Annotated in this window: 19 protein-coding genes; 8 read left to right on the top strand and 11 right to left on the bottom strand. The window is 71.1% G+C overall.

Features of this window, described 5'->3' with window-relative positions:
• Positions 1-18 precede the first annotated feature (18 nt).
• Positions 19-282 (bottom strand): hypothetical protein, encoded by a 264-nt coding sequence (locus WMF34_RS32810; protein ID WP_437990280.1) that lies wholly within the window; start codon positions 280-282, stop codon positions 19-21.
• 138 nt (positions 283-420) lie between these two features.
• Between WMF34_RS32810 and WMF34_RS32805 the strand changes: the two genes are divergently transcribed.
• Positions 421-879, top strand: a complete 459-nt coding sequence (locus WMF34_RS32805) for a MarR family winged helix-turn-helix transcriptional regulator (protein WP_012239039.1) — start codon at positions 421-423, stop codon at positions 877-879.
• 82 nt (positions 880-961) lie between these two features.
• Here WMF34_RS32805 and WMF34_RS32800 read toward each other — a convergent pair whose 3' ends face one another.
• Both WMF34_RS32800 and WMF34_RS32795 read right to left on the bottom strand, forming a co-directional pair.
• Positions 962-1312, bottom strand: coding sequence for an ArsR/SmtB family transcription factor (locus tag WMF34_RS32800; RefSeq protein ID WP_437990279.1), 351 nt, complete (start codon positions 1310-1312; stop codon positions 962-964).
• Between the two features lie 21 nt (positions 1313-1333).
• Entirely contained in the window at positions 1334-1813 is a 480-nt protein-coding gene (locus tag WMF34_RS32795; protein ID WP_437990278.1) for a VOC family protein, read from the bottom strand.
• 299 nt (positions 1814-2112) lie between these two features.
• Here WMF34_RS32795 and WMF34_RS32790 point away from each other — a divergent pair, with 299 nt between their 5' ends.
• Positions 2113-3444 (top strand): aminotransferase family protein, encoded by a 1332-nt coding sequence (locus WMF34_RS32790; RefSeq protein ID WP_012239035.1) that lies wholly within the window; start codon positions 2113-2115, stop codon positions 3442-3444.
• 109 nt (positions 3445-3553) lie between these two features.
• Positions 3554-4369, top strand: a complete 816-nt coding sequence (locus WMF34_RS32785; RefSeq protein ID WP_012239034.1) for a Uma2 family endonuclease — start codon at positions 3554-3556, stop codon at positions 4367-4369.
• Positions 4370-4517: 148 nt separating this feature from the next.
• Here the strand turns inward: WMF34_RS32785 and WMF34_RS32780 are convergent, their stop codons facing one another.
• The 6 genes from WMF34_RS32780 to WMF34_RS32755 all read right to left on the bottom strand — a co-directional run bounded on the left by WMF34_RS32780 (position 4518) and on the right by WMF34_RS32755 (position 11678).
• Entirely contained in the window at positions 4518-5801 is a 1284-nt protein-coding gene (locus WMF34_RS32780) for an RNA polymerase sigma factor (protein ID WP_044966358.1), read from the bottom strand.
• A 93-nt stretch (positions 5802-5894) separates the two neighbouring features.
• Positions 5895-6320 carry a YciI family protein gene (locus WMF34_RS32775; RefSeq protein ID WP_012239032.1) on the bottom strand — a complete coding sequence of 142 codons (426 nt, stop codon included), beginning with the start codon at positions 6318-6320 and terminating at the stop codon, positions 5895-5897.
• Positions 6321-6519: 199 nt separating this feature from the next.
• Entirely contained in the window at positions 6520-7494 is a 975-nt protein-coding gene (locus WMF34_RS32770) for a tetratricopeptide repeat protein (protein WP_437990277.1), read from the bottom strand.
• Between the two features lie 23 nt (positions 7495-7517).
• On the bottom strand, positions 7518-9104 hold the full coding sequence (locus WMF34_RS32765) for a serine/threonine-protein kinase (protein WP_437990276.1): 1587 nt from the start codon (positions 9102-9104) through the stop codon (positions 7518-7520).
• Positions 9105-9246: 142 nt separating this feature from the next.
• Positions 9247-9939, bottom strand: a complete 693-nt coding sequence (locus tag WMF34_RS32760; protein ID WP_437990275.1) for a VTT domain-containing protein — start codon at positions 9937-9939, stop codon at positions 9247-9249.
• Between the two features lie 212 nt (positions 9940-10151).
• Positions 10152-11678, bottom strand: coding sequence for a deoxyribodipyrimidine photolyase (locus WMF34_RS32755; RefSeq protein ID WP_437990274.1), 1527 nt, complete (start codon positions 11676-11678; stop codon positions 10152-10154).
• A 585-nt stretch (positions 11679-12263) separates the two neighbouring features.
• Between WMF34_RS32755 and WMF34_RS32750 the strand changes: the two genes are divergently transcribed.
• From WMF34_RS32750 to WMF34_RS32740, 3 genes are all read left to right on the top strand, one after another.
• Entirely contained in the window at positions 12264-13463 is a 1200-nt protein-coding gene (locus tag WMF34_RS32750) for a hypothetical protein (RefSeq protein ID WP_012239027.1), read from the top strand.
• Positions 13460-14218: a ferritin-like domain-containing protein gene (locus tag WMF34_RS32745; RefSeq protein WP_437990273.1), complete on the top strand. Its 759-nt coding sequence runs from the start codon at positions 13460-13462 to the stop codon at positions 14216-14218. Before WMF34_RS32750 ends, WMF34_RS32745 begins: the two co-directional genes overlap by 4 nt.
• A gap of 165 nt (positions 14219-14383) precedes the next feature.
• Entirely contained in the window at positions 14384-16522 is a 2139-nt protein-coding gene (locus WMF34_RS32740) for a S9 family peptidase (protein WP_012239025.1), read from the top strand.
• An 8-nt stretch (positions 16523-16530) separates the two neighbouring features.
• On the opposite strand, the gene WMF34_RS32735 is transcribed toward WMF34_RS32740, so the two are convergent.
• Both WMF34_RS32735 and WMF34_RS32730 read right to left on the bottom strand, forming a co-directional pair.
• Entirely contained in the window at positions 16531-16998 is a 468-nt protein-coding gene (locus WMF34_RS32735; RefSeq protein ID WP_231864366.1) for a response regulator, read from the bottom strand.
• Between the two features lie 170 nt (positions 16999-17168).
• Positions 17169-17954 (bottom strand): TerC family protein, encoded by a 786-nt coding sequence (locus tag WMF34_RS32730; RefSeq protein WP_012239023.1) that lies wholly within the window; start codon positions 17952-17954, stop codon positions 17169-17171.
• 465 nt (positions 17955-18419) lie between these two features.
• Here WMF34_RS32730 and WMF34_RS32725 point away from each other — a divergent pair, with 465 nt between their 5' ends.
• Both WMF34_RS32725 and WMF34_RS32720 read left to right on the top strand, forming a co-directional pair.
• A complete protein-coding gene (locus WMF34_RS32725; protein ID WP_437990272.1) occupies positions 18420-20561 on the top strand; it encodes a hypothetical protein in 2142 nt (713 codons plus the stop codon).
• 76 nt (positions 20562-20637) lie between these two features.
• Complete coding sequence (locus tag WMF34_RS32720) at positions 20638-21018, top strand: STAS/SEC14 domain-containing protein (protein ID WP_012239020.1); 381 nt, start codon at positions 20638-20640, stop codon at positions 21016-21018.
• Positions 21019-21041 lie beyond the last annotated feature (23 nt).

Genomic DNA, 21041 nt, shown 5'->3' with positions numbered 1-21041 from the left:
GGGGCGCGCGGGCGTCGCTCAGGAAGACAGCTGGGCGCCGGGGCTCGAAGAAGCGCGAAGGCTCAGGTACACCGCCGCGTGGCTCAGGTCCGAAGGCGCGCGGAGGCTGAGATCGACCACCGGATACCCGATGTCACAGGTCGACGCGCCGGGCTGCGCGCGCACGTGCTCGTCGTACGCCCTCGCGAGCTCCTGCGCGGTGCACGGGCAGCCCGCCTCGGCGGCGATCGTGAGGCCCGTTGCGCGCGCCGCCCCAGGGGCCCGCCGACCTGCAACCTGCACCTCGGGGCACCGGTGGCGCCCGACGGGCGAGGGGACCGGGCGCCGCCCCCCTCGCCGCACGCTTCGGCCCGGCGAAGGGGCTCTCGCCGGCCCTGCGATCCCACTTGATAATGTTAGTTAGCCTTACTAACTATTGGGGTGCCCGACACGCTGACGGTCTTCACCACGCTGCTGCTCGCGCGGATCGCTCGCGTGGATCGCACTGCCTTGCAGCTGATTCAGGAGCGCCTCGCCGAGCGGGGGGTCACGCTCGCGGAGTTCCGCCTGATCGGCGCGCTGCTCGGAGAGCGCGTGGGGCTCACCCAGCGTGAGCTCGCCGAGCGGCTGCAGATCACTGCCGCGTCGCTCTCGGCCCTCGTCGGCCGCCTCGAAAAGAAGGGGCTCCTCGAGCGGACCCCTGACGAGAGCGACGCGCGCGCCTTCCGCGTGCGCTTCACGCCTCAGATCGCGGAGTACGACTGGGTACAGGACGTGGTGGTCGAGGTGGAGCGCCGCGCGACGCGGGGCATTCCGGCCGCAGAACTTGAGACCACGAGCCGTGTCCTCGCCGCCATGATCGGCAATCTCGAGATCGACGACACGCCCGTTCCATCATGAGGAGGCCATCATCAGGAGGAGAGAGAAATGAAGCCCGCACGCGCCGAGCTGATCGAGCGTGACGGCGAAGGGCGCGAGCGTCTCAAGATCTGCCCCCCCTGCGTGCGATGTCCGCCTCGCGATCGAGCAGCGCGCCCAGCGCGTCGAGCTTCTTCGCCCAGAATCGCTCGTAATGAGCGGCCCAGTCGTAGACCGCGCGCAGCGGCGCGGCCTCCACGTGGTAGAGCCGCGAGCGCCCCTCCCGGCGGGGCGCGACGAGCCCGGCGTCGCGCAGCACCCTGAGGTGCTGCGAGATCGCCGACTGGGTCACGTCGAACATCGCGCACAGCTCGGTGACAGAGCGCTCCCCGCCGGCCAGCGCGTCGAGGATCGCGCGACGCGTGGGGTCCGCGATCGCGCGGAACGTCTCGTCCGGGAAGCGCGCGTTCGTCACCTCACGTCACCTCACGTCACCTCACGTTGCCGCGGGGAAGTGCTTCTTGGCGCCGGCGTCGAGCTCCTCCTGCGTGGCCGCCTTCTTCCGCGTCGCGAGCGACCAGCGGTGGCCGAACGGATCGGTCACGATGCCGTATCGGTCGCCCCAGAACATGTCCGCGAGCGGCATCTCGACGCTGGCGCCCGCCTCGACCGCGCTCTTCCACGTCGCGTCGACGTCGGGCAGATCGAGGTGGAGCGTCACCGCGGTGCCGCCGAACGCCTTCGGCGTGCGGCTCACCCCGCCGCGCTGCTCCGGGAAATCGTCGCTGAGCATCACGAGGCCGCCGTTCACCAGGAGGGCCGCGTGGATGAGCTTCTTGCCGTCCGGCGTCGGCTGTTCGGCCACCACCGTCGCGCCGAACGCGCGCCGGTAGAAGTCGATGGCCGCGCGGGCGTCGTCGACCGTCAGGTAGGGCGAAATGGGGGGAGGAGCGGGGGGGTCATGGCTCGCGGTCATGCGCTGCACCATATTAGTAATCTCTAATATGTCAACCGACCGGCACGGCGGCGAGCTCGCCCGCTCATGGACGGATCACGACCGTCCTTGGTGACGGGATCGCGCGCGGCGCCGCGAGCACGCTCGATCCGTCCGAGCATCGCGGCGGCGACGGCGAAGCGCCGCGCGGAATCGCGGGCGCGCTGCACGGAATCGCCGGCGCGGCGCGCGCGAGCGGGCGAGCGGCGCCGGGGAATTCGCGTGCGAGGAGGTCTGATCACCCTCTACGCTGAGCGCCTCCTCGAACCGCGAAGGTTGCCATGAGCGATGACATCGTCGAGCTGACCACGAAGCACACGTACGGCACCTGGCGCGCCCAGCGCGGCTGGAAGCCGATCCATGTCACCCGCGCGGAGGGCTGCGCGTTCTGGGACGCGTCCGGCAAGCGCTACCTGGACCTGTCCTCGCAGCTCATCTGCTCGAACCTCGGCCACCAGAACGAGGCCGTGATCGAGGCCATCTGCGCGCAGGCGAGGCAGCTCGCCTACATCAGCCCGGCGCACACGTGCGAGGTGCGGGCCAGGGTGGCGCAGAAGCTCCTGGAGGTGATGCCGAAGGGGCTCGACAAGTTCTTCTTCGCGACGTCGGGCACGGAGGCGAACGAGGCGGCGTTCAAGATGGCCCGGCTCTACACCGGCAAGCACAAGATCATCGCGCGCTACACGTCGTACCACGGGTCCACCGCGGGCTCGGTCGCGGCGACCGGCGACTTTCGTCGCTGGTTCATCGAGCCGGCCGGCAAGATCCCGGGCGTGGTGTTCGGCCCGGAGGTGAACTGCTACCGCTGCCCGCTCGGCCGGAGCCACCCCGAGTGCGGCGTCGCGTGCGCCGACTACCTGGCTTACATGATCGATCACGAGGAGAACGTCGCGGCGGTGATCGTCGAGCCGGTCGTGGGCACGAACGGCGTCCTCATCCCGCCGGCCGACTACCTGCCGAAGATCGCCGAGGTCGCGCGGAAGCGTGGCGTGCTGCTCATCGCGGACGAGGTGATGAGCGGCTGGGGCAGGACCGGAAAGTGGTTTGCGGTCGATCACTGGGGCGTGGTGCCGGATATCCTGACGACCGCGAAGGGCGTGACGAACGCGGCCGCGCCGCTCGGGGTCGTCGCGACCTCCCGCGCGATCGCGGACTACTTCGACGACAACATGTTCGCGCACGGCCACACCTACGAGGCCCACCCCCTCACGCTGGCCCCGGTGATCGCCGCGATCGACGAGTATCGCCGGCTGGACCTCCTCGACCGCGCGACGAAGATGGGAGACGTCGTGGGCGCGAAGCTCCGCGCCCTCAAGGAGAAGCACCCCTCGATCGGCGACGTGCGCGGGATCGGCCTGTTCTGGGCGGTGGAGCTCGTGAAGGACCGCGCGACCAAGGAGCCGTTCAACGTGCCGCAGGACAAGGCGGCTCGGCGGCCCCTGGTGGTCGACGCGGTGGTCGCCGAAGCGGCGAAGCGCGGGGTGTCCCTCATGGGGTGGGTGAGCCACCTGCTCGTGGCGCCGCCGCTCATCATCAGCGAGGCGGAGATCGACGAGGGGATCGCGGCGCTCGACGCGGCGCTCGACGTGGCGGATCAGCGGCTCTCGGGCTGAGGACCTCGAGCGCGAGGCGGCCCTTCACGGGCCGCCGGAAGAGCACGTCCGTGGCTGCGGCGACCGCGCCCGGCGAGGGGGGGCGCGGCGACGTGCTAGGATCGCGGGCATGACTGCACGCACGAACGGCCTGCCGACCCGTCCGCCCCGGAACACGGGGCCGATCGAGCTGCGCGATTTCGGCCCGACCGGCCGCCGTCTGGGCACGCCCGACGATTGTTACGACGGCAGCCCGTGGGAGCTGCACCGCGGGGAGCTGATCGAGCAGATGGGGAGCAAGGATATCCATGGCATCGTGATGGCGCTCCTCGCCGCCCTCTTCCGCACGCACGCGCGCCAGGGCTTCACGGTGATGACCGACGTGTACTGTGATCTCAGCGACCCGGCAGGGCCGTCGCTCCGGGCGCCGGACGTGGTGGTGGTGGGCGATCTCTCGTCGCCGCGGAACGACGCCTACCGCGGCACCCCGGTGCTGGCGGTGGAGATCCGGGGCACGCAGTCGAGGCGCTACCTCGAGGAGAAGGTGAAGCTCTACCTGGAGCACGAGTGGCCGTGGGTGTGGATCGCGCACGCGGAGCGGCGGGAGCTCGAGGTCGTGCGGCCGGGGACGGCGTCGATCACCTACCGTCCCGGCGCGGAGGTGCCCCTCCTGCCGGAGCTGGGCAAGCACGGCCTCGGCGCCGTGCCTGTCGCGGCGCTGTTCGAGGAGCGCGACGCGGCGCAGTTCACGGACGAGTGGGTCGAGGCGCGCACCCAGGCGCGCGCGATCCTCGCGGTGCTCTCGGCGCGGGGGCTCGCGGTGCCGGAGGCGGTGCAGGCGCGGGTGCTCGCGTGCGGCGAGCCTGGAGCGCTGGAGCGATGGCTCGTCAGCGCGGCGACGGCGGCGAGCGGGGCGGCGTTCGCGGCGGCCGTGGATCGAGGGTGAGCCGGCGGCTGTCCGCCGCTCGGTAGGGGCGGCGGCCGAGGGCCGCGCCCTTCGGGGAGCGCTCCTCGGCGTGGAGCCAGTCCGTCACCGCGACGGCGGCGCCGAGCCCGCCGTTGTCACCGCGACGGCGGCGCCGAGCCCGCCGTTGTCACCGCGACGGCGGCGCCGAGCCGCCCGCGCACGCGGCGGCGCGCGCGAGGAGCAGGTCGCGCTCGCGCGCGTTGCGCGTGAGCGACGCCGCGCGCTCGAGCTCCGCGCGCGCCTCGTCGAGGCGGCCGAGCTTCGCGAGGAGGTCGCCGCGCACGCTCGGCAAGAGGTGGTAGCTCTCGAGGGAGCGCTCCGAGGTCAGCGCGTCGACGACGGCGAGGCCCGCCGCCGGGCCGAACGCCATCGAGAGCGCGACGGCGCGGTTCAGCTCGACGACGGGCGACGGCGTGACCTGGGCGAGCGCCGCATAGAGCGCCGCGATGCGCGCCCAGTCCGTCTCCTCCGCGGTGCGCGCGCGCGCGTGGCAGGCGGCGATCGCCGCCTGGAGCGCGTAGGGACCGCGCGCGCCGCCGAGCGCCTCGGCGCGCTCGAGCGCCGCGAGGCCGCGGCGGATCAGCAGGTGATCCCAGCGCGCGCGGTTCTGCGCCAGGAGCAGGATGGGCTCTCCCGACGGTCCGACCCGCGCCCTGGAGCGCGACGCCTGGATCTCCATCAGCGCGACGAGGCCGTGGACCTCCGGCTCCTTCGGCGCGAGCTCGGCCAGGATGCGGCCGAGGCGGAGCGCGTCCTCGCAGAGGGCAGGCCGCATCCAGTCGCCGCCGGCCGTCGCCGAGTAGCCCTCGTTGAAGACCAGGTAGATGACCTGGAGCACCGACGAGAGGCGGGGCGCGAGCTCGGCCCCGCGGGGGACCTCGAAGGGGACGCGCGCCTCGGCGAGGGTCCGCTTGGCGCGGACGATCCGCTGGGCGACGGTCGGCTCCGGGACGAGGAACGCGCGCGCGATCTCCTCGGTCGTCAGGCCTCCGAGCAGGCGGAGCGTGAGCGCGACCTGCGCCTCGGTCGAGAGGACCGGATGGCAGGCCGTGAACACGAGGCGCAGGAGATCGTCGCCGACGTCATCGTCGAGCGCGGCGTCCAGATCCGGCGCGGCCAGCGCGTGCTGGGCCTCGATCTCGTGGCCGAGCTCCTCGTGCTTGCGCTCGAGCCGCTTGTTCCGGCGGAGCTCGTCGATCGCGCGGCGCTTCGCGGTGGCCATGAGCCAGGCGCCCGGCTTGTCCGGGACGCCCGACTCCGGCCACCGCTCGAGCGCGGCGACGAGCGCGTCCTGCGCGAGCTCCTCGGCGAGGCCGACGTCGCGCACCATCCGCGCGAGGCCGGCGATGAGCCTGGCCGACTCGATGCGGAAGACCGCGTGGATGGCGCGATGCACCTCGGGGGCCGTCACGGCGCCCGATCAGAACACCTTCCGCCGCCGGCGCAAGCCCCCGCCGCCGGCGCACGCCCCCCGCGCGGGCGCACGCCCCCGAGGCGCGCGGGCTTACTTCTTCTCCGCCACCTGCGCGCGCAGGCGCTCCTCCTGCTCCCTGAGCTCGGGCGTGAGCGCAGGGCCGAAGTCGTCCGCCGTGAACACCTGGCGAATCTCGATCTCGGAGTCCTCGTACATCGGGTTGGGACAGCGCTTCACCCACTCGATGGCCTCTTCCTTCGACTTCACGTCCCAGATCCAGAAGCCCGCGATCAGCTCCTTCGTCTCGGCGAAGGGCCCGTCGATGACGGTCCTCTTGTCGCCCGAGAACCGGATGCGCGCGCCCTTCGCGCTCGGGTGGAGCCCCTCGCCCGCGACCATCACGCCGGCCTTGACGAGCTCTTCGTTGAACTTCCCCATCTCGGTGAAGAGCTGCTCGCTCGGCATGACGCCCGCCTCGCTGTCCTTGGTGGCCTTGATCAGGATCATGAATCGCATGGTCGTGTCTCCTTGCTTCCTTGGTGGAGCTGGGCTCCGGAGGGGCTCTTGCCCGGGGCGAACCGTGGCTTCATCGTCACGACGAACGGCGGGGCGCGGGATCGACACGCCCGGCGATCTTTTTTTTGAGATGCTGTCAAGTGCTCGTAATTATTGATAATTGGAGCAACTGGCCCGCCCGCCGCGCCGGTCCGGGACCTCAGAAGCGGCTGCGCAGCAGCGCGCCGCCGCCGCCCGGCAGGATCGCGGGCGCGAGGGCGACCGAGCTGCGCTGCTCCGGCGCCGTCAGGAGGAGCACCAGGCCAGCGCCGATCCCGGCGAAGCCGATGGCGCCGAGCACGGTGCTCGTGGTGGTGAGCGTCTGGCCCCGCGAGCTGAGGTACATGCCGTCGTCGCTGCACCGCGAGGGATCTGGGCATTCCTTCTCGAGGTCGCCCTTCGTGCCGAGAGCGAGCCCGCCCGTGATGAGGCTCCCGCCCAGGGCCGCGGCGCCGACGCCGCCGATGACGAAGCCGAGCGTGCGTTTGAAGCTCGAGGGAGCGCCGGGGGTGGGGGGCGGGCCCGAGGAGATCGCGGAGGCCTGCGGCGCGTCGGGCACGGGGACCGGAGGCGGCGCGGCGGCCGGCGGCGGCTCGAGGTGCACCACGTTGCGCGCACCCTCCGCGAGGGTCACGGGCGCGTCCGTCTGCCGGCCGCCGGGCCATCGCGCGACGACAGCATGGTTCCCGGGGTCGAGCGGGAGCTCGCTGCCGATGCTGGCCTGCGGCAGCGGCGCTTGATCGACGAGCAGCTCCGCCGGCGCCGGTGCGCCCTCCGGGAGCTCGACGACCAGCCTGGGCACGCGCGGCTCGAGCTCCCTGATGCGCTGTTCGGTGATGGGCAGACGGGGATCGCCGGGCGTCAGCTGGGTGAGCAGCTCCTTGAAGTGCTGCCATGCGCTCGCCACGCGCCCGAGATCCGCTTCACACTGGGCCAGGTTGAGCAGCGTGCCGCGCGACGGATAGGCCGCCTGGCTCCGGCGGAAGAGCGGAATCGCGCGCGCGCAGTCTTGCGCTTCCACCGCTGCGCGGCCCTGCTCGAAGAGCTCCTGTGCCTGGGCCTTCGGATCCTTGGGCTGCGCGGAAGCCGGGTGGCTCATCGCGCAGAGGACGGCGCACAGGGCGGCGCAGCGCATCGCGCGAGTACCTCTTGCTTGTCTCAGTCCCATTTGGTCCAAGGATCCTCGGGCTTGTTCTGCGTCCTGACCTGTGGAGACGACGGCGGTCTGGTCGTGCTCACGGCGTTCTTGCCCGCCTTCACCGGCGGTGTCGCCGCTGTCGAAGATGCCGCTGCCTTCGCGCCGGCGTCCGGGGAGGCGCTCGCGAGCGGCGCTGCGCTGGCCTCGAGCGCAGCGCTCGCGGTCTCCATCGGGGCAACGGTGGGGGCCGCCGTTACCCCGCCGGCCGCGCCGGGGGCGCCGGCCGCGCCGGGGGACGCCGGCCCGAGCTCGGGCGCAGCGCTCGATGAGGCCACGGGCGAGTCGCTGTCCGGAGACCCGCTCGGCGTCAGCCGCCACGCAACGAACATCCCGGTCAGGACGAGCGCGCCGGCGGCGCCTGCCAGCAGCGCCACGCGGCTGCGCGGCGCCCGGGTCCGCGTCGTGTTGCCCCAGGAAGCGTGCGGCAGCGTCGCGTGTGCTGCTCCCGCCACCTCGCTCCCGGGCGACGACGGCATGTCCGGGCGATCCGGCATGGGCGCCGTCGCGGCCTCGGCCGCTCCGGGCGCTCCACGCCACGCGGGCGAGGACGCGCCGAGCGCGCCGGGCGCCGCGGGGGGAGCGCCCACCGGCGGGTATCCGGCGCGGGAAGCACGCTCGGGCAGGATCCGGTCGATGCTCTCGAACGAGAGCCGCCCGCGCTGCGTCCCGAATGGCGCGAGCACGCGGCCGATCTCGGCGACGCTCTGGACGCGGGCGCCCGGGTCCTTCGCAAGGCACCGGCCCACGAGCTCCCCGACGGCGGGCGGCAGGTCCGGCCGCAGGGCCAGGACGGCGGTGGGCGTATCCATGATGATGGCCGCCGTGACCGCGGTGATGCTGTCGCCCTCGAACGGGTGCCGCCCGGTGAGCATGCGATACAGGATCACGCCGAGAGCCCAGATGTCCGTGCGCACATCCGCGTATTTCAGGCTGCGAATCTGCTCCGGCGACATGTAATGGATGGAGCCCATGATGAGGCCCGTCGCGGTCAGGCTCGCCTCTTTGACAGAGTCGCCCGTGGCGGTGAACTTCGACAGGCCGAAGTCGAGGACCTTGAGGAGGGGAGTCCCGTCGGGGCGGCGGGTGAGAAAGAGGTTCTTCGGCTTGAGATCGCGGTGGATGATGCCGCGCGCGTGGGCCTCGGCGATCGCCTCGCAGGCCTGGAGCACGTAGTCGGCGGCGTCGGCGAGCGGGAGGACGCCGCGGGTCTGGAGCACCTGGCCGAGATCGTCGCCGGTCAGGTACTCCAGCACCATGTAAGCGGCGCCGGTGCCCAGCGTGCCCATGTCGAGGACACGCGCGATGTGCTGTCCGTCGAGGGCCGCGGCGGCGCGGGCCTCGCGGAGGAATCGAGCGCCGGCGTCGGGGAGCGCGGCGGCCTCGGGGAGGAGGAGCTTGACGGCGACGCGGCGCTCCAGGACGACATCCCAGCCCGCGAAGACCACGCCCATGCCCCCCGCGCCGAGGACGCGCTCGATGCGGTACTTGCCCGCGAGGACGTCGCCGGGAACCGGGACGCCGGCGGGGACGGCGGGCTGCTGCGCCATGGTGAGAGGAGAGCGTAGCGGGGAGGTGGTGCGGAGTACAAGGGGCGGGCGGCCTCGGTGGCCGCTCGCGAGCGCCCGACCCGGGAGGGCTCGCGCGTGACGTACTCGACGCGATCCGCTCGCGACGTCCGCCGGAGAGCGCCTACGGCTCGGCTTCGATCCGCGCGGCGTCCTTCTTCTGCTGGAGCCTGTGCTTGATCGCCCCGAAGACGACCGGCGCCACGGAGACGAAGATGATCAGGTAGACGACCCGCTCGATCTGCTTGGCGTCGAAGACCTTGCCAAGGAAGTAGCCGAGGAAGGTCATCGAGAAGACCCAGAGCACGCCGCCCACCACGTTGAACATGGCGAAGCGCCGGTACTGCATCTGCCCCACGCCCGCCACGACCGGCGCGAACGTCCGGGCGAACGGCATGAAGCGCGCGAGGATGATCGTCTTGCCGCCGTGCTTCTCGTAGAACTTCTGCGTCGCGATCAGGTGATCCTTCCGGAACAGGAGCGACTGCTCGCGCGTGAAGATCTTCGGGCCGGCGCGCCGACCGATCGAGAAGCCCACCGCGTCGCCGATGATCGCCATCGTCATCAGCGTGACGTTCATCAGGAGCAGGTTCTGGAAGTTCGGCAAACCGAGCGGGTTGATGAGCCCCGCGTTGACCAGCACCCCGGCGGTGACGAGCAGCGAGTCCCCGGGCAGGAAGAACCCGATGAGCAGGCCCGTCTCGGCAAAGATGATGATCATCAGGACGGGGTAGCCGCCCCACTGGAGCAGCGACTCGAGCTCCCTCAGCCTGCTGAAAAATTCACGGAGGAGATCCACCGCCGCTCGATAGCTCACCTCGGCGGCCGCGTCGAACTCCGCGTGCGCCCCGGCCGCCAGCGCGCCGCCGGCGTCCAGCGCCGCCGTTCACACGGGCGCCGCCGGCGGTGAGTCGCCCTGCATCGCTGGCCGCCCCGCCGGGCTGCTCCCGCGGGTGAGCCCCCAGCGCCCCCCGGAACCCCGAGGGCGAGCTCCCCCGGCGCGCCACCCGAGCCGCCGGTGGCCGCGCGCTACGGCGTATAGCGCGCCAGGTACTCCTTGAGGTGCAGCTTCCGGGCCGTGTTCTCGGACGACATGTAACGTATCGTGCCGAAGATCTCCCGCTCTGGACCCCAGGCCCGATCGTAGCGGCCGAGCACCCAGAAGATGCCCGAGGTCGAGTTCGGGTCGCGGCCGTCGAGCGCATACCGGTCGTTGAGCTCGATCATGATCTCGAGCGCCTCGCGCGGCGTCCGCGACCACTCCAGGATCTTCTTGCCCCAGAGCATCCGGAGGTAATTGTGCATCCGCCCCTCGCGGAGGAGCTCGACCTGCGACGCGTTCCAGATCCGGTCGTAGGTCGCCCCGGCCGCGAGCGCCTCGATCGGGTAGACGCGCGGGCGCCTGTCGCGCGCGTGCTTCTCGAGCGTCGCGAGCGCCCAGTCCGGCAGAGACTCGTACTCGGTCGGATCGCGCTTCCACGAGGGGCGCGGCCCGTCTCCCTCGCTCGCCCCGAGCGCGAAGGCGTTGAACCCGAGCTCCCGCCAGGTGACGAGCTGCTCGAGGAACGCCTCGGCCGACGCGCTCATCCCCCAGAACCCCTCGCGGCTGCCGCTCGGCCGCTTCACGCCGTCCCCGGGGCGGCCGAGCCGCTCGACGCGGAAGGCCTCGCGCCGGGCGACGGCCGCGAAGACCTCGTGCGCCGCGAGGTGGCCGAAGTGCAGGTACGGCGACAGGCCGCTCGTCGCGCCGGCGTCGGGGTGATCGCGCTCTTCCAGGTAGCGCGGCAGCCGGTCCGCGACGAAGCGCGCGAGCGCCTTGCCAGCCGCCTCCGGGCCGCCCCGGCAGGGCGCCGGCGGGACGGCGTGATCGATGGGGAGCGCGGAGAGCGCCGCAGGGTCGCCCCCGAGCAGCGCCGGAGAGGCCGCCGGCCACCTGCGCGCGATCGCGCGGGGGAGGGGCGCCGCAGGCCGGAGCTTCGCCCGCTTCAGCGGATCGACGGCCGGCTGCGCGCCGAGGTGCTCGCCGATCACCCGCTGCCAGAAGATGCGGAACGAGCGCGCGGTCGTGAACACCCGATCGGCCGCGCGCATCGGCAAGAGGCCGTTCGAGTCCACCTGCTCGAGGCGGACCGGCGCCTGCCGCGCCGCCGAGGCGACCATGCGCGGGAGGAAAAAGCAGGGGTAGTCGTCCGTGACCACCACGCACGCCCGCGCCGCGAGCGCGCCGAGCAGGCCCTTGCCAGCCCCCTCGGCGGGCTCGACGTAGGGATGATGCGCGACGCCGGCCGCCGCGAGGCGGCGCGCGTTGTCGGCCATGCCGTCGATCACGAAGCGATGGATCCTGTCGCTCGCCCAGCGGTAGCCGCACCGGAGCGCCTCCAGCACGACGAGCGGTCGATCGAGCGCCATCGACCAGGCGATCGCGCGCTCCAGACCGAAATTGTACCGTGTCCGGCGGCTCGCGATCATCCAGTAAAGGACGTAGTCGCCGCCCTCGCGGACAGGCATCGCGTTGCGGGTGCGGAGACGGAGCTCGGGGACGCTGCTGGAGATCACGACACCTCCTCCACGACCGCTCCACGACCGGCCCGCCAGCGCGCCGCCGCGGCCCCGGCGCTCTGCTCTCTCTTCAGGACGAGCGGCGCTCTAGAGCGGCGGTCACCCGCTTCGGATACGGGCCCATCTCGACGTTTTCGGTGCTCAGCGCACGTGAGTGCGCTTCCGCGCCGAAAACGCCGATCTGGACCCGTCTCCTGTGCGGGTGACCGCCGCTCTGCGACGCTCGTACCAGGCTCAGCTGAAAACCGCTCTAGAAGCGACAAACGGGTTGAAATTGCCTGAAAAACGCGAAATTTCGAACCGCCAAGACGCCAAGAGCGCCAAGAAGAGAATCTCATCTTGGCGTCCTTGGTGTCTTGGCGGTTTATTTCTCGCTCGATCAACGTGACCGCTGTTCTAGCACAGCGCGGACACGGGCGCGCACATGCGTCTGGCGGATTCATGTGGGAAAGGCCGGCGCGCGGACCCGGCCTCTCGGGATATGCCCGCGCTTGCGGCGTGGTGACGGCGGCTTCAGGTACCGCCGCAGCGGTCGTTCATTGGCGCATCGGCGCACGAGCACGACGCGCGAGGAGGGGCAACATGGCTCTTGATCTCCTGAGAGAGCGGGGGACACCGCTCGACCGCCAGTCGTTCAACTGGCGTGATCTCGTCCAGGTGCCGTTCAGCAAGCTCGACGACGACGCGTTCACCCGGGTGCGCGTCATCCTGATGAACGGCATCGAGCTCGAGAGCGTGCGGTTCCTGCACAGCTTCGCGCGCATGAACCGGGATCTGCGGCGCGTGCTCGCCCAGGTGCGCCGCGTCGATCACCACCAGACCACGGTGGTGAACTGGCTCAACCCGCCGGATCAGTCGCCGCTCGAGACCACCATCGGATACGAGCAGGTCGCGATCGAGATCACCGCGCATGTGGCGCTCGCCGAGCCGGACCCGTACCTCGCGCAGGTCTATCGCTTCGGCATGCTCGAGGACTACGATCACCTGTATCGCTACGCGGCGCTCCTGGACCGCCTGGAAGGCAAGGACGCGAACAACATCCTGCAATCGTACACCGACGTGACGGCGGGGCGCCCGACCGCGGTGGAGCACCGCGCCCCCGAGGACGACGTGCGCGCGCCGTACGACCGGCGGACCGCGAGCGGGATCACGAAGCTCAACGCGCTCACCATCATGGCGGCCGAGCAGCAGACGCACAACTACTACGTCAACGTCGGGCCGTTCTTCACGGATCCGGTGGCGCGGCTGCTCTACGCCGAGATCGCCTCGATCGAGGAGCAGCACGTCACGCAGTACGAGGCGATCATCGACCCCGAGGAGACCTGGCTCGAGAAGTGGGTCCTCCACGAGGCCAACGAGGTCTACAACTACTGGAGCTGCCTCCAGCAGGAGCAGAACGCCCGCGTGAAGCGGATCTGGGAGCGGTTCCTCGACTACGAGCTCGGGCAGCTCCACGTGGCCATCGACCACCTCAACCGGATCGAGGGGCGCGACGCGGCCGAGATCCTCCCCGCCTCGCTCCCGGACCCGGTCTCCCACAAGAGCCACCGGCAGTTCGTGCGCGACGTGCTGTCCACGGAGGTGCAGCTCCGCGCCGTCGGCGAGGACATCGTCGATCCGAGGGTCGTCCCGGAGAGCGCCGCGACGATCGCCTACCGGCAGCAGATGAACTCCGCCGGCTCCCCCTCCGAGATCGTGGCCGCGGGCTACCGGTTCACGCCGGGCACCGAGCTCTCGCGGCGCGCGGAGAAGATCGACGGACAGAAGGAGGCGACGCCATGAAACAGATCAAGATGGGGACCAACACCACGGGCATCGCGACCTCTCCCATCGACAGCAAGGAGCTCATCGAGTTTGCGCAGGTGATCCCGCCGAGCTCCCCCGGGAGCGAGGCCGAGGCCGCGGCGGTCAGGAGCGAGTACGCGAGGGAGTCGGGCACGGTCGGGAGCGTGCCGCCGCCGGCGAGCGTCAAGGGGGTCGTCAAAGCAGCCGGGGAGCTCATCCACGGCAGGCCCCCCGCGCTGCTCATCGACAAGCTCGGCGAGCGCCTCCAGTTCGAGCGGTCGGGCACGCGCCTCTACGAGGCGATGATCGCCAAGCACGACGCGGAGGGGAGCTTCGAGGGGGGCCCGACGCGCGCCGACCTCGAGGCGATCCGCGACGACGAGCTCCGGCACTTCGCGCTGCTGAAGCGCGCGATCGAGCGGCTCGGGGCCGATCCGACCGCGATGACGCCCGGCGCCGACGTCGTCGGCCTGGCGTCGTCCGGCGTCCTCGCGGTCGCCGTCGAGCCGAGGATCAACCTCGGGCAGAGCCTGCAGGCGTTGCTCGTCGCCGAGCTCACGGACAACGACAGCTGGCGGATGCTCATCGACCTGGCGATCGCCTACGGCCAGGACGAGATGGCCGCCGAGTTCCGCGTGGCCGAGCAGCACGAGGCGATCCATCTCGAGCGCGTGCGAGCGTGGCTGTCGAGCAAGCTCGCGCTCGACGCGCGCGGCGAGCCCACCAGCACGACTCCGCAGCAAGCCGCCTGACACGGAGCCGGCACACTCCCCAGCCCAGGCGATCCGGGCTGGGCGGATCGCGGGCGCTTCGGTGCGGTCCCGTAGACCGGCCTCCGGGATCTCGGTTATGACGCTCGGCGCGCGGGCCCGGCGCATGCGGGGTGCCGTCAGTGGCTCCGCGCCCCGGGTGAACCCATGGACTTGCCCCAGAAGCTCCGATCGCTGTTCCTGCTGCCCCTGATCGCGCCGCTCGCCTGCGGCGGCGCTCCGGCGTCCGCGCCGCCGCCTCCCCGACAGGCCGCCGCGCCGGCCCCGGCAGCGCCCGCAGCCCCGGCGGCCGCGGCCCCGGCGGCCGCAGCCCCGGCCGCGCCGACGAAGGCCGGGCCGCGCGCCGACGCGACGCTCATGCCCCGGCGCATGCTCTTCGGCAACCCCGATCGCCACTCCCCCCAGATCAGCCCGGACGGCCAGCGGCTCGGGTTCCTCGCCCCCTCCGACGGCGTGCTCAACGTGTGGGTCGGCCCGGCCCAGGCGCCGGCGTCGGCCAAGCCGGTCACGAAGGAGCAGAGCCGCGGGGTGCGCACCTTCCTGTTCCCTTACGCGAGCGACTACGTCCTCTATCGCCAGGACAAGGCTGGCGACGAGAACTGGCACATCTACGCCGTCGAGCTCAAGACCGGGCAGATCAAGGACCTCACCCCCTTCGAGGGCATCGCCGCGATGTTCGAGGGGATGAGCCCCAAGATCCCGAACGAGATCCTGATCGGCATGAACGATCGGGACAAGAAGGTCCACGACCTCTACCGCGTCGACGTGCGCACCGGCGAGCGCAAGCTCGTGCGACAGAACGATGGGTTCGTCGGGTTCGTCACCGACCATGACTTCAAGGCGCGGCTCGCGTCGCGGATGACGCGCGACGGAGGCCAGGAGTTCCTCGATCTCACCGGCAAGGAGCCGAAGCCCTTCGTCGCGTTCGGGCCCGAGGACGCCGTGACGAGCGAGGCGATCGGCTTCGACGCGGCCGGCAAGGCGCTCTATTTCCGGGACAGCCGCGGCCGCGACACCTCCGCGCTCGTCACCCTCGATCCGCGGACCGCGAAGCCCGCGGTGCTCGCCGAGGACGCGAAGGCCGATGTCAGCCACGTGATCGTCCACCCGAAGACGGGCAAGGTCCAGGCGGCGGCCTCCGAGCGCGAGCGCAAGCGCTGGCAGGTGCTCGACAAGAGCATCCAGCCGGATCTCGACGCCCTCCGCGCGGTCGCCGACGGCGAGCTCGACGTGCTGAGCCGGTCGCTCGACGACAAACGCTGGACCGTCGGATACACCGTGTCGGACGGCCCGGTGCGATACTACCTCTACGACCGTGACGCGAAGAAGGCGACGTTCCTCTTCACGAACCGCGCCGCGCTCGAGTCGCAGCCGCTCGTGAAGATGCGGCCCGTGGTCATCAAGGCGCGCGACGGCCTCGAGCTCGTGAGCTACCTGTCGCTGCCGCGCGCCGCCGACCCCGACGGCGACGGCAAGCCGGACAAGCCGCTCTCGATGGTGCTCCTCGTCCACGGCGGCCCCTGGGCGCGCAGCTCCTTCCGCCTCGATCCGATGCACCAGTGGCTCGCGAACCGCGGCTACGCCGTGCTGAGCGTCAACTTCCGAGGCTCGACGGGCTTCGGGAAGAGGTTCGTCAACGCGGGCGACCTCGAGTGGGCGGGCAAGATGCACAACGACCTGCTCGACGCCGTGGAGTGGTCCGTCGCGCAGGGCATCGCCGACAGGGCTCGCGTGGCGATCATGGGCGGCAGCTACGGCGGCTACGCGACGCTCGTCGGCCTGACCTTCACGCCGGAGACCTTCGCCTGCGGCGTCGACATCGTCGGCCCGTCGAACCTCGTGACCCTGCTCCAGTCCATCCCGCCCTACTGGGCGCCGATGGTCGAGCTCTTCGCGAAGCGGGTCGGCGACCCCCGCACCGAGGACGGCCGCGATCTCCTGCGCACGCGCTCTCCGCTCTACCGCGCCGACCAGATCAAGCGGCCCCTCCTCATCGGCCAGGGCGCCAACGACCCGCGGGTGAAGCAGGCCGAGAGCGATCAGATCGTCAAGGCGATGACGAGCAAGGGGATCCCGGTCACGTACGTGCTGTACCCCGACGAGGGCCACGGCTTCGCCCGCCCGGAGAACTCCATGTCGTTCAACGCGATCGCGGAGACGTTCCTCGCGCAGTGCCTCGACGGCTCCTACGAGCCGGTCGGCGGCGACTTCAAGGGGTCGAGCGTCACCGTCCCCGTGGGCGCCGAGGTCGTCCACGGGCTCTCCGCGGCGCTCCCCCGGCCCTGAGCCCGCCGCTACGTCCGCTGCGTCGACGCGGTCCGCGTGCGCCGCCGCGCCTCTGGCTCGCTCACCGGGGGCGCGCTCGTCAGGTCGTCGAGCGTCTCCAGCAGCTGCTCCAGGTCGAACGGCTTGTTGATGATCCTCGTCGCGTCCGGGTGGTTCGGATCGATGCAGAAGCCGGGATCGCTGAGCGCGGTCACGAGCACGACCGGCGCCGCCCTCCCCTCGGCCGCGAGCGTCTCGATGAGGCGCGGCCCGTCCAGGAACGGCATCACGCAGTCGATGACGATGGCGTCGGGCGGCGCCTGGGAGCGCAGCCGCTCCAGGGCTTCCAGGGGGTCGGTGTACCCCTCGACCTCATACCCTTCCGCCAGCAGCACCTCCGCCAGCGTCTCGACGATCGCGTCGTCGTCGTCGACGACGACGATGCGCCGCTGCCTTCCTCGCTCTGAGTCTCCTTGGTCGTCTCGCTCGTCGCTCACGCTCACCTCGGTGGAGAACCCCGGTGTCACTTCTGGGACCGGCCGCTCTCGCCGTCGACCCTCGTAGACCACCTCTGTGCGAATTGTTTACAGGCTCTCCCGGTGCTCGCTCCAAGAGCCCCGGCCTCCGCCGCCTCTCCGGCTCTTCCGCGGAGATCCCGGCGTGGGGCTCAGCCCGCTGGCGGAGCCTGCTCGTGCGCCGGCGAGAGGTCCGGAGAGCTCCCCAGCCTCGTGCGCAGCTGGACGGGCCGCTGGCGCACCCGGAGGCGCATGTTGATGAGCTCGACGCCGAGCGAGAAGGCCATCGCGAAGTAGATATACCCCTTGCTGATGTGCTGGCCCATGCCGTCGGCCATGAGCACCACGCCGATGAGGAGCAGGAAGCTCAGCGCGAGGATCTTCATGCTCGGGTGGCGCTGGATGAACGCGCCGATGCTCCCGGCGAAGACGAGCATCACGCCCACCGCGATGAACATGGCCACCATCATGATCGAGATGTGCTGCGCCATGCCGACGGCGGTGATGACCGAGTCGAGCGAAAAGACGATGTCGAGCAGCACGATCTGCGCGATGACGGAGGGGAACGACGCCTTCGCCTTCGGCTGCTCTTCCTTGGGATCGTCGACCTCGAGTTTATCGAACATCTCGTGGGTCGCCTTGCCAATCAAGAACACACCGCCAGCGAGCAGGATCAGATCACGCCCGCTGAAGTCGTGTCCGAGCAGGCTGAACAGGGTAGCCTTGAGTCCCATCACCCATGAGATCGCGAGCAGGAGGAGCAGCCGCATCCCGAGGGCGAGCACGAGGCCGATGCGGCGGGCGAGCGGCTGCTGCTGCAGCGGCAGCTTCGCCGTCATGATGGAGAGGAAGACGATGTTGTCGATTCCAAGCACGATCTCCAGCGCGCTGAGGGTCGCCAGCGTGATCCAGCCGTCGGCGTGCAGAAAGGCGCTCATGTCGGGCATCGGGGTGGCGCTTTGTAGCATGGACAGCCGTGGCCGCCCGCCACGTCCGGACCATCACCCCGCTCTCCGGGGGATCCTGGGCGATCTTGCTCCCGTGTTCAGGGCGCGGTCCGACGGCGATTACGACGGATGCGTGAACGCAAAATACGTCAACGGCGTCAACGGCGCTGGCGGCGTTGACGGCGGCGACAACGTCGACGACGGCGACCCTGCAGGGCGACACACGGCGGCGCGCGCGGCACGGGCGGCGCTTGACGCGGGATGTTGACATCCGGTACAGAGGATCTGGAAGTACGCGCAAGTGGATCTGCCTCCTTCCCGGCTTCCAGGTGAGCTCCTGCGGGGTGTTGGCGAGCTCGCCGAACAGCGCCGTGCTTCCTCGCCATGGTGGCGAAGCAGCCTCGTTGCCTGTTCCTCGCATGGAACGCGTGGCCTCACGACAGAGGGGGCGACCGCGTGACCGTGGTTCCGAAGGTCGGCTTCGGGCAGGACGCGCGCTGGGCCGCCGGCGGCAGCGCTGACGGGGGGCCTCTGGATCGGGCGCTCCTCGGGGGAGATCCGGCGGTCAGGGTGCCGGAGGCGTGCTGGCTGGACGGCGGCGCTGCCTGGCTGCGCATCGAGGGGCGCGACCTGAGCTACCCGATCGTCCTGCTCGGCGCGATGGGCGCCTGGATCGAGCCCGACTACCGGACCTCGTTCCCTTTCGGCAGCGTCGTCCGGGTGCGCCTGTACGCCGGCGACGTCGAGATCGGTCCGCTCTCCGCCGTGCTGGTGCTCCAGTCGATGGGCCTGCGGGGGCCGCTCATCGGGCTGTCGTTCGAGGACGGAACCCCCTCCCGCGCGGCGGGGCAGATCCGCGACGTGCTGCGCGCCCTCGTCGACGCGGGCACGGCCAAGGCGGCCGCGGCGAGCCTGTTCAGGCCCTCGGCCACGGACGCGGGGCAAGTGCGCGAGATCATCGACGACCCCAGGAGGGTGCGCAACATCCTCGGCTTCCTGCTGCGGAGGAAGGGCGTCGTCCGCCGCGCCGCCGAGAGCGCGCCGCCCCTCTGCGTGATGCTCGGCGAGGTGGGGGCCGGGACGGTCACGTGGTTCGGCATCAAGGGCTGGAGCGAGGACGCCGCCGTCGAGATCGCGGGGCAGAACTCCGTCTTTCGCTTCAACGTCCGCGCGGACGAGGTGCGCCCGGGCGAGCTCGTCTCGGCGCTGCCGGCGCGCGTGGAGCGCCTCCGCAAGAGCCTGCTGCAGCGGGGCGTCGAGGCCGATCTCACCGCGCGCTTCCTGCACCCCGAGTGGCTCCACATCCCGCCGATCGAGGCCGATGTGGTCGACGTGTCCTTCTCGGGCCTGCGGATGGCGCTGACGAGGGGACACCCGCCGCTGCTCCCCAGGCACAAGCTCTCGCTGGAGCTCCCCGACGGCGACGACGGCGTCGTCCACCTGCGGGGCGAGGTGCGGTCGGTGTCGGCCGTGGAGGGCGCGGACACCCAGCTCTGCAGCGTGCACGTGACCGCCGCGCGGCGCGAGGACGAGCGGCGCTGGCTCAGGCTCGTATCCCGCATCCTGCACGCGACGACCTACGGGGGGACCGCGTGGCAGGCGGAGCTCTGGGATCTCTTCGACTCGTCCGGCTATTTCAACCTCTCCGGGCGGCGGCCGGAGCACTTCGAGGCCATCAAGCCGAGCTTCCTGACCATGGCGCAGAAGGCCGCGGCGGTGCCGCACCTCCTGTACAACGTGGCGTGCCTGTCCGAGCACGGGATCGAGGGCAATTTCTCGATCATGAAGCCATACCACAGCACGTGGATGATTCATCAGCTCGCGAAGCGGCCAAAATCCGCGTCGAACCTGAGCTCCCGGCAGGTGCTCCGCGACATGTTCACTCGCTGCTTCGAGCACGCGATGTCCGACCCGGAGTGCGGCTGGATCATCGCCTACGCGGAGGCGCACGTCGCGTGGAACGAGCGATCGCTGTTCGAGTTCGCCCGCGCGCGCCACGAGACGGGCCACGTCCTGTCGCTGCCTTTCCGCCTGATGGGGGTGGACGCGCGCGCCGCGCCGCGCGCGCCGCGCGAAGCCGGCGGGCCGATCGAGATCGGCGAGCCGACCCCCGGGGAGCAGGCGGCGCTGCTCGGCCTCCTGTGCGCGACGTCGCCGCGCATGTACGCGGAGGCGCTCGATCTCGTGCCCGGCAGGCTCGGGATGGGGCCCTGCGTCGAGCGCTGGCGCAGCGCGGGCCTGGAGCGGGAGCGCGCGCTCCTCGTGGCGCGCCAGCACGGCGAGCCGCTGGCGGTCGCGGTCCTCGAGCTCGGCGAGCTCGGCACGAACCTCTTCCGCCTCCTCGACTCGGTCCGCATCTTCCCGATGCGCCCCGGCGGAGACGCCGCGCTCGGCCCGCTGCTCGACGCGGCGTGCGGCTGGTTCCGCAGCCACGACAGGAAGTCGTTCATCTACTTCGGTGAGCGCGGCAAGCTGACGTTCGATGGCCCTGCCGGCTTGCACGACCTCGGCGAAGGACGGCTGTGGATCGTCGCCAGGGAGATCGTCCCGGAGTTCGTGGAGCATGTCTACCGGCTCACCGAGCCGAAGCCGCGATAACGGCCTGGATCAGCGGCGGCGCGACGCTATGGTCTCTCGGTCTCGGTCTCGCTCTCGGCTCTCCAGGTGAGGCGGCATGTACCAGCTCAAGATCGACCTCATCAACGCGCTCATCGAGGTCACGTTGCAAGGCGTCGTGCGCACGGAGGAGGCGCAGGCGTACGCCGCGGACTACAAGAAGGCCCTCGGCTCGCTCTATGGCCGGAGGATCCGCGTCCTCGTGGACTTCCGTGGCTTTTCCATCGCCTCCGAGGAGGCGACGGAGCTCCTCCGCGACATCGCGGCGACCTCGACCGCGATGGGGGTGATCAGGGCCGCCGAGCTCGTGCAAAGCGATCTCGCGGCGCTGCAGGCGAGCCGGATCGCCCGTGAGGCGGGGACCGCGCAGCTCGTGCGGGTCTTCAAGGACGAGGCAGCCGCGCGCAGCTGGCTCTTCGGCGATCGCCCGACGCCGTGAGGGCCGGCTCTGCGCGGGCCGCC

Origin of the sequence: Sorangium sp. So ce145 (assembly GCF_051525985.1) — a bacterium.
Taxonomy (GTDB): Bacteria; Myxococcota_A; Polyangia; order Polyangiales; family Polyangiaceae; genus Sorangium; species Sorangium cellulosum_B.
Note: the sequence above shows the minus strand (reverse complement) of the source record. Positions and strands in the feature narration are given on the sequence as shown.

What these genes read in the sequence shown, in the direction of transcription:
- WMF34_RS32795 (WP_437990278.1), bottom strand. Translation starts at nt 1,813, where the DNA reads ATGACCGCGAGCCATGACCCCCCCGCTCCTCCCCCCATTTCGCCCTAC.
- WMF34_RS32790 (WP_012239035.1), top strand. Translation starts at nt 2,113, where the DNA reads ATGAGCGATGACATCGTCGAGCTGACCACGAAGCACACGTACGGCACC.
- WMF34_RS32785 (WP_012239034.1), top strand. Translation starts at nt 3,554, where the DNA reads ATGACTGCACGCACGAACGGCCTGCCGACCCGTCCGCCCCGGAACACG.
- WMF34_RS32775 (WP_012239032.1), bottom strand. Translation starts at nt 6,320, where the DNA reads ATGCGATTCATGATCCTGATCAAGGCCACCAAGGACAGCGAGGCGGGC.
- WMF34_RS32770 (WP_437990277.1), bottom strand. Translation starts at nt 7,494, where the DNA reads ATGCGCTGCGCCGCCCTGTGCGCCGTCCTCTGCGCGATGAGCCACCCG.
- WMF34_RS32765 (WP_437990276.1), bottom strand. Translation starts at nt 9,104, where the DNA reads ATGGCGCAGCAGCCCGCCGTCCCCGCCGGCGTCCCGGTTCCCGGCGAC.
- WMF34_RS32750 (WP_012239027.1), top strand. Translation starts at nt 12,264, where the DNA reads ATGGCTCTTGATCTCCTGAGAGAGCGGGGGACACCGCTCGACCGCCAG.
- WMF34_RS32745 (WP_437990273.1), top strand. Translation starts at nt 13,460, where the DNA reads ATGAAACAGATCAAGATGGGGACCAACACCACGGGCATCGCGACCTCT.
- WMF34_RS32740 (WP_012239025.1), top strand. Translation starts at nt 14,384, where the DNA reads ATGGACTTGCCCCAGAAGCTCCGATCGCTGTTCCTGCTGCCCCTGATC.
- WMF34_RS32730 (WP_012239023.1), bottom strand. Translation starts at nt 17,954, where the DNA reads ATGAGCGCCTTTCTGCACGCCGACGGCTGGATCACGCTGGCGACCCTC.
- WMF34_RS32720 (WP_012239020.1), top strand. Translation starts at nt 20,638, where the DNA reads ATGTACCAGCTCAAGATCGACCTCATCAACGCGCTCATCGAGGTCACG.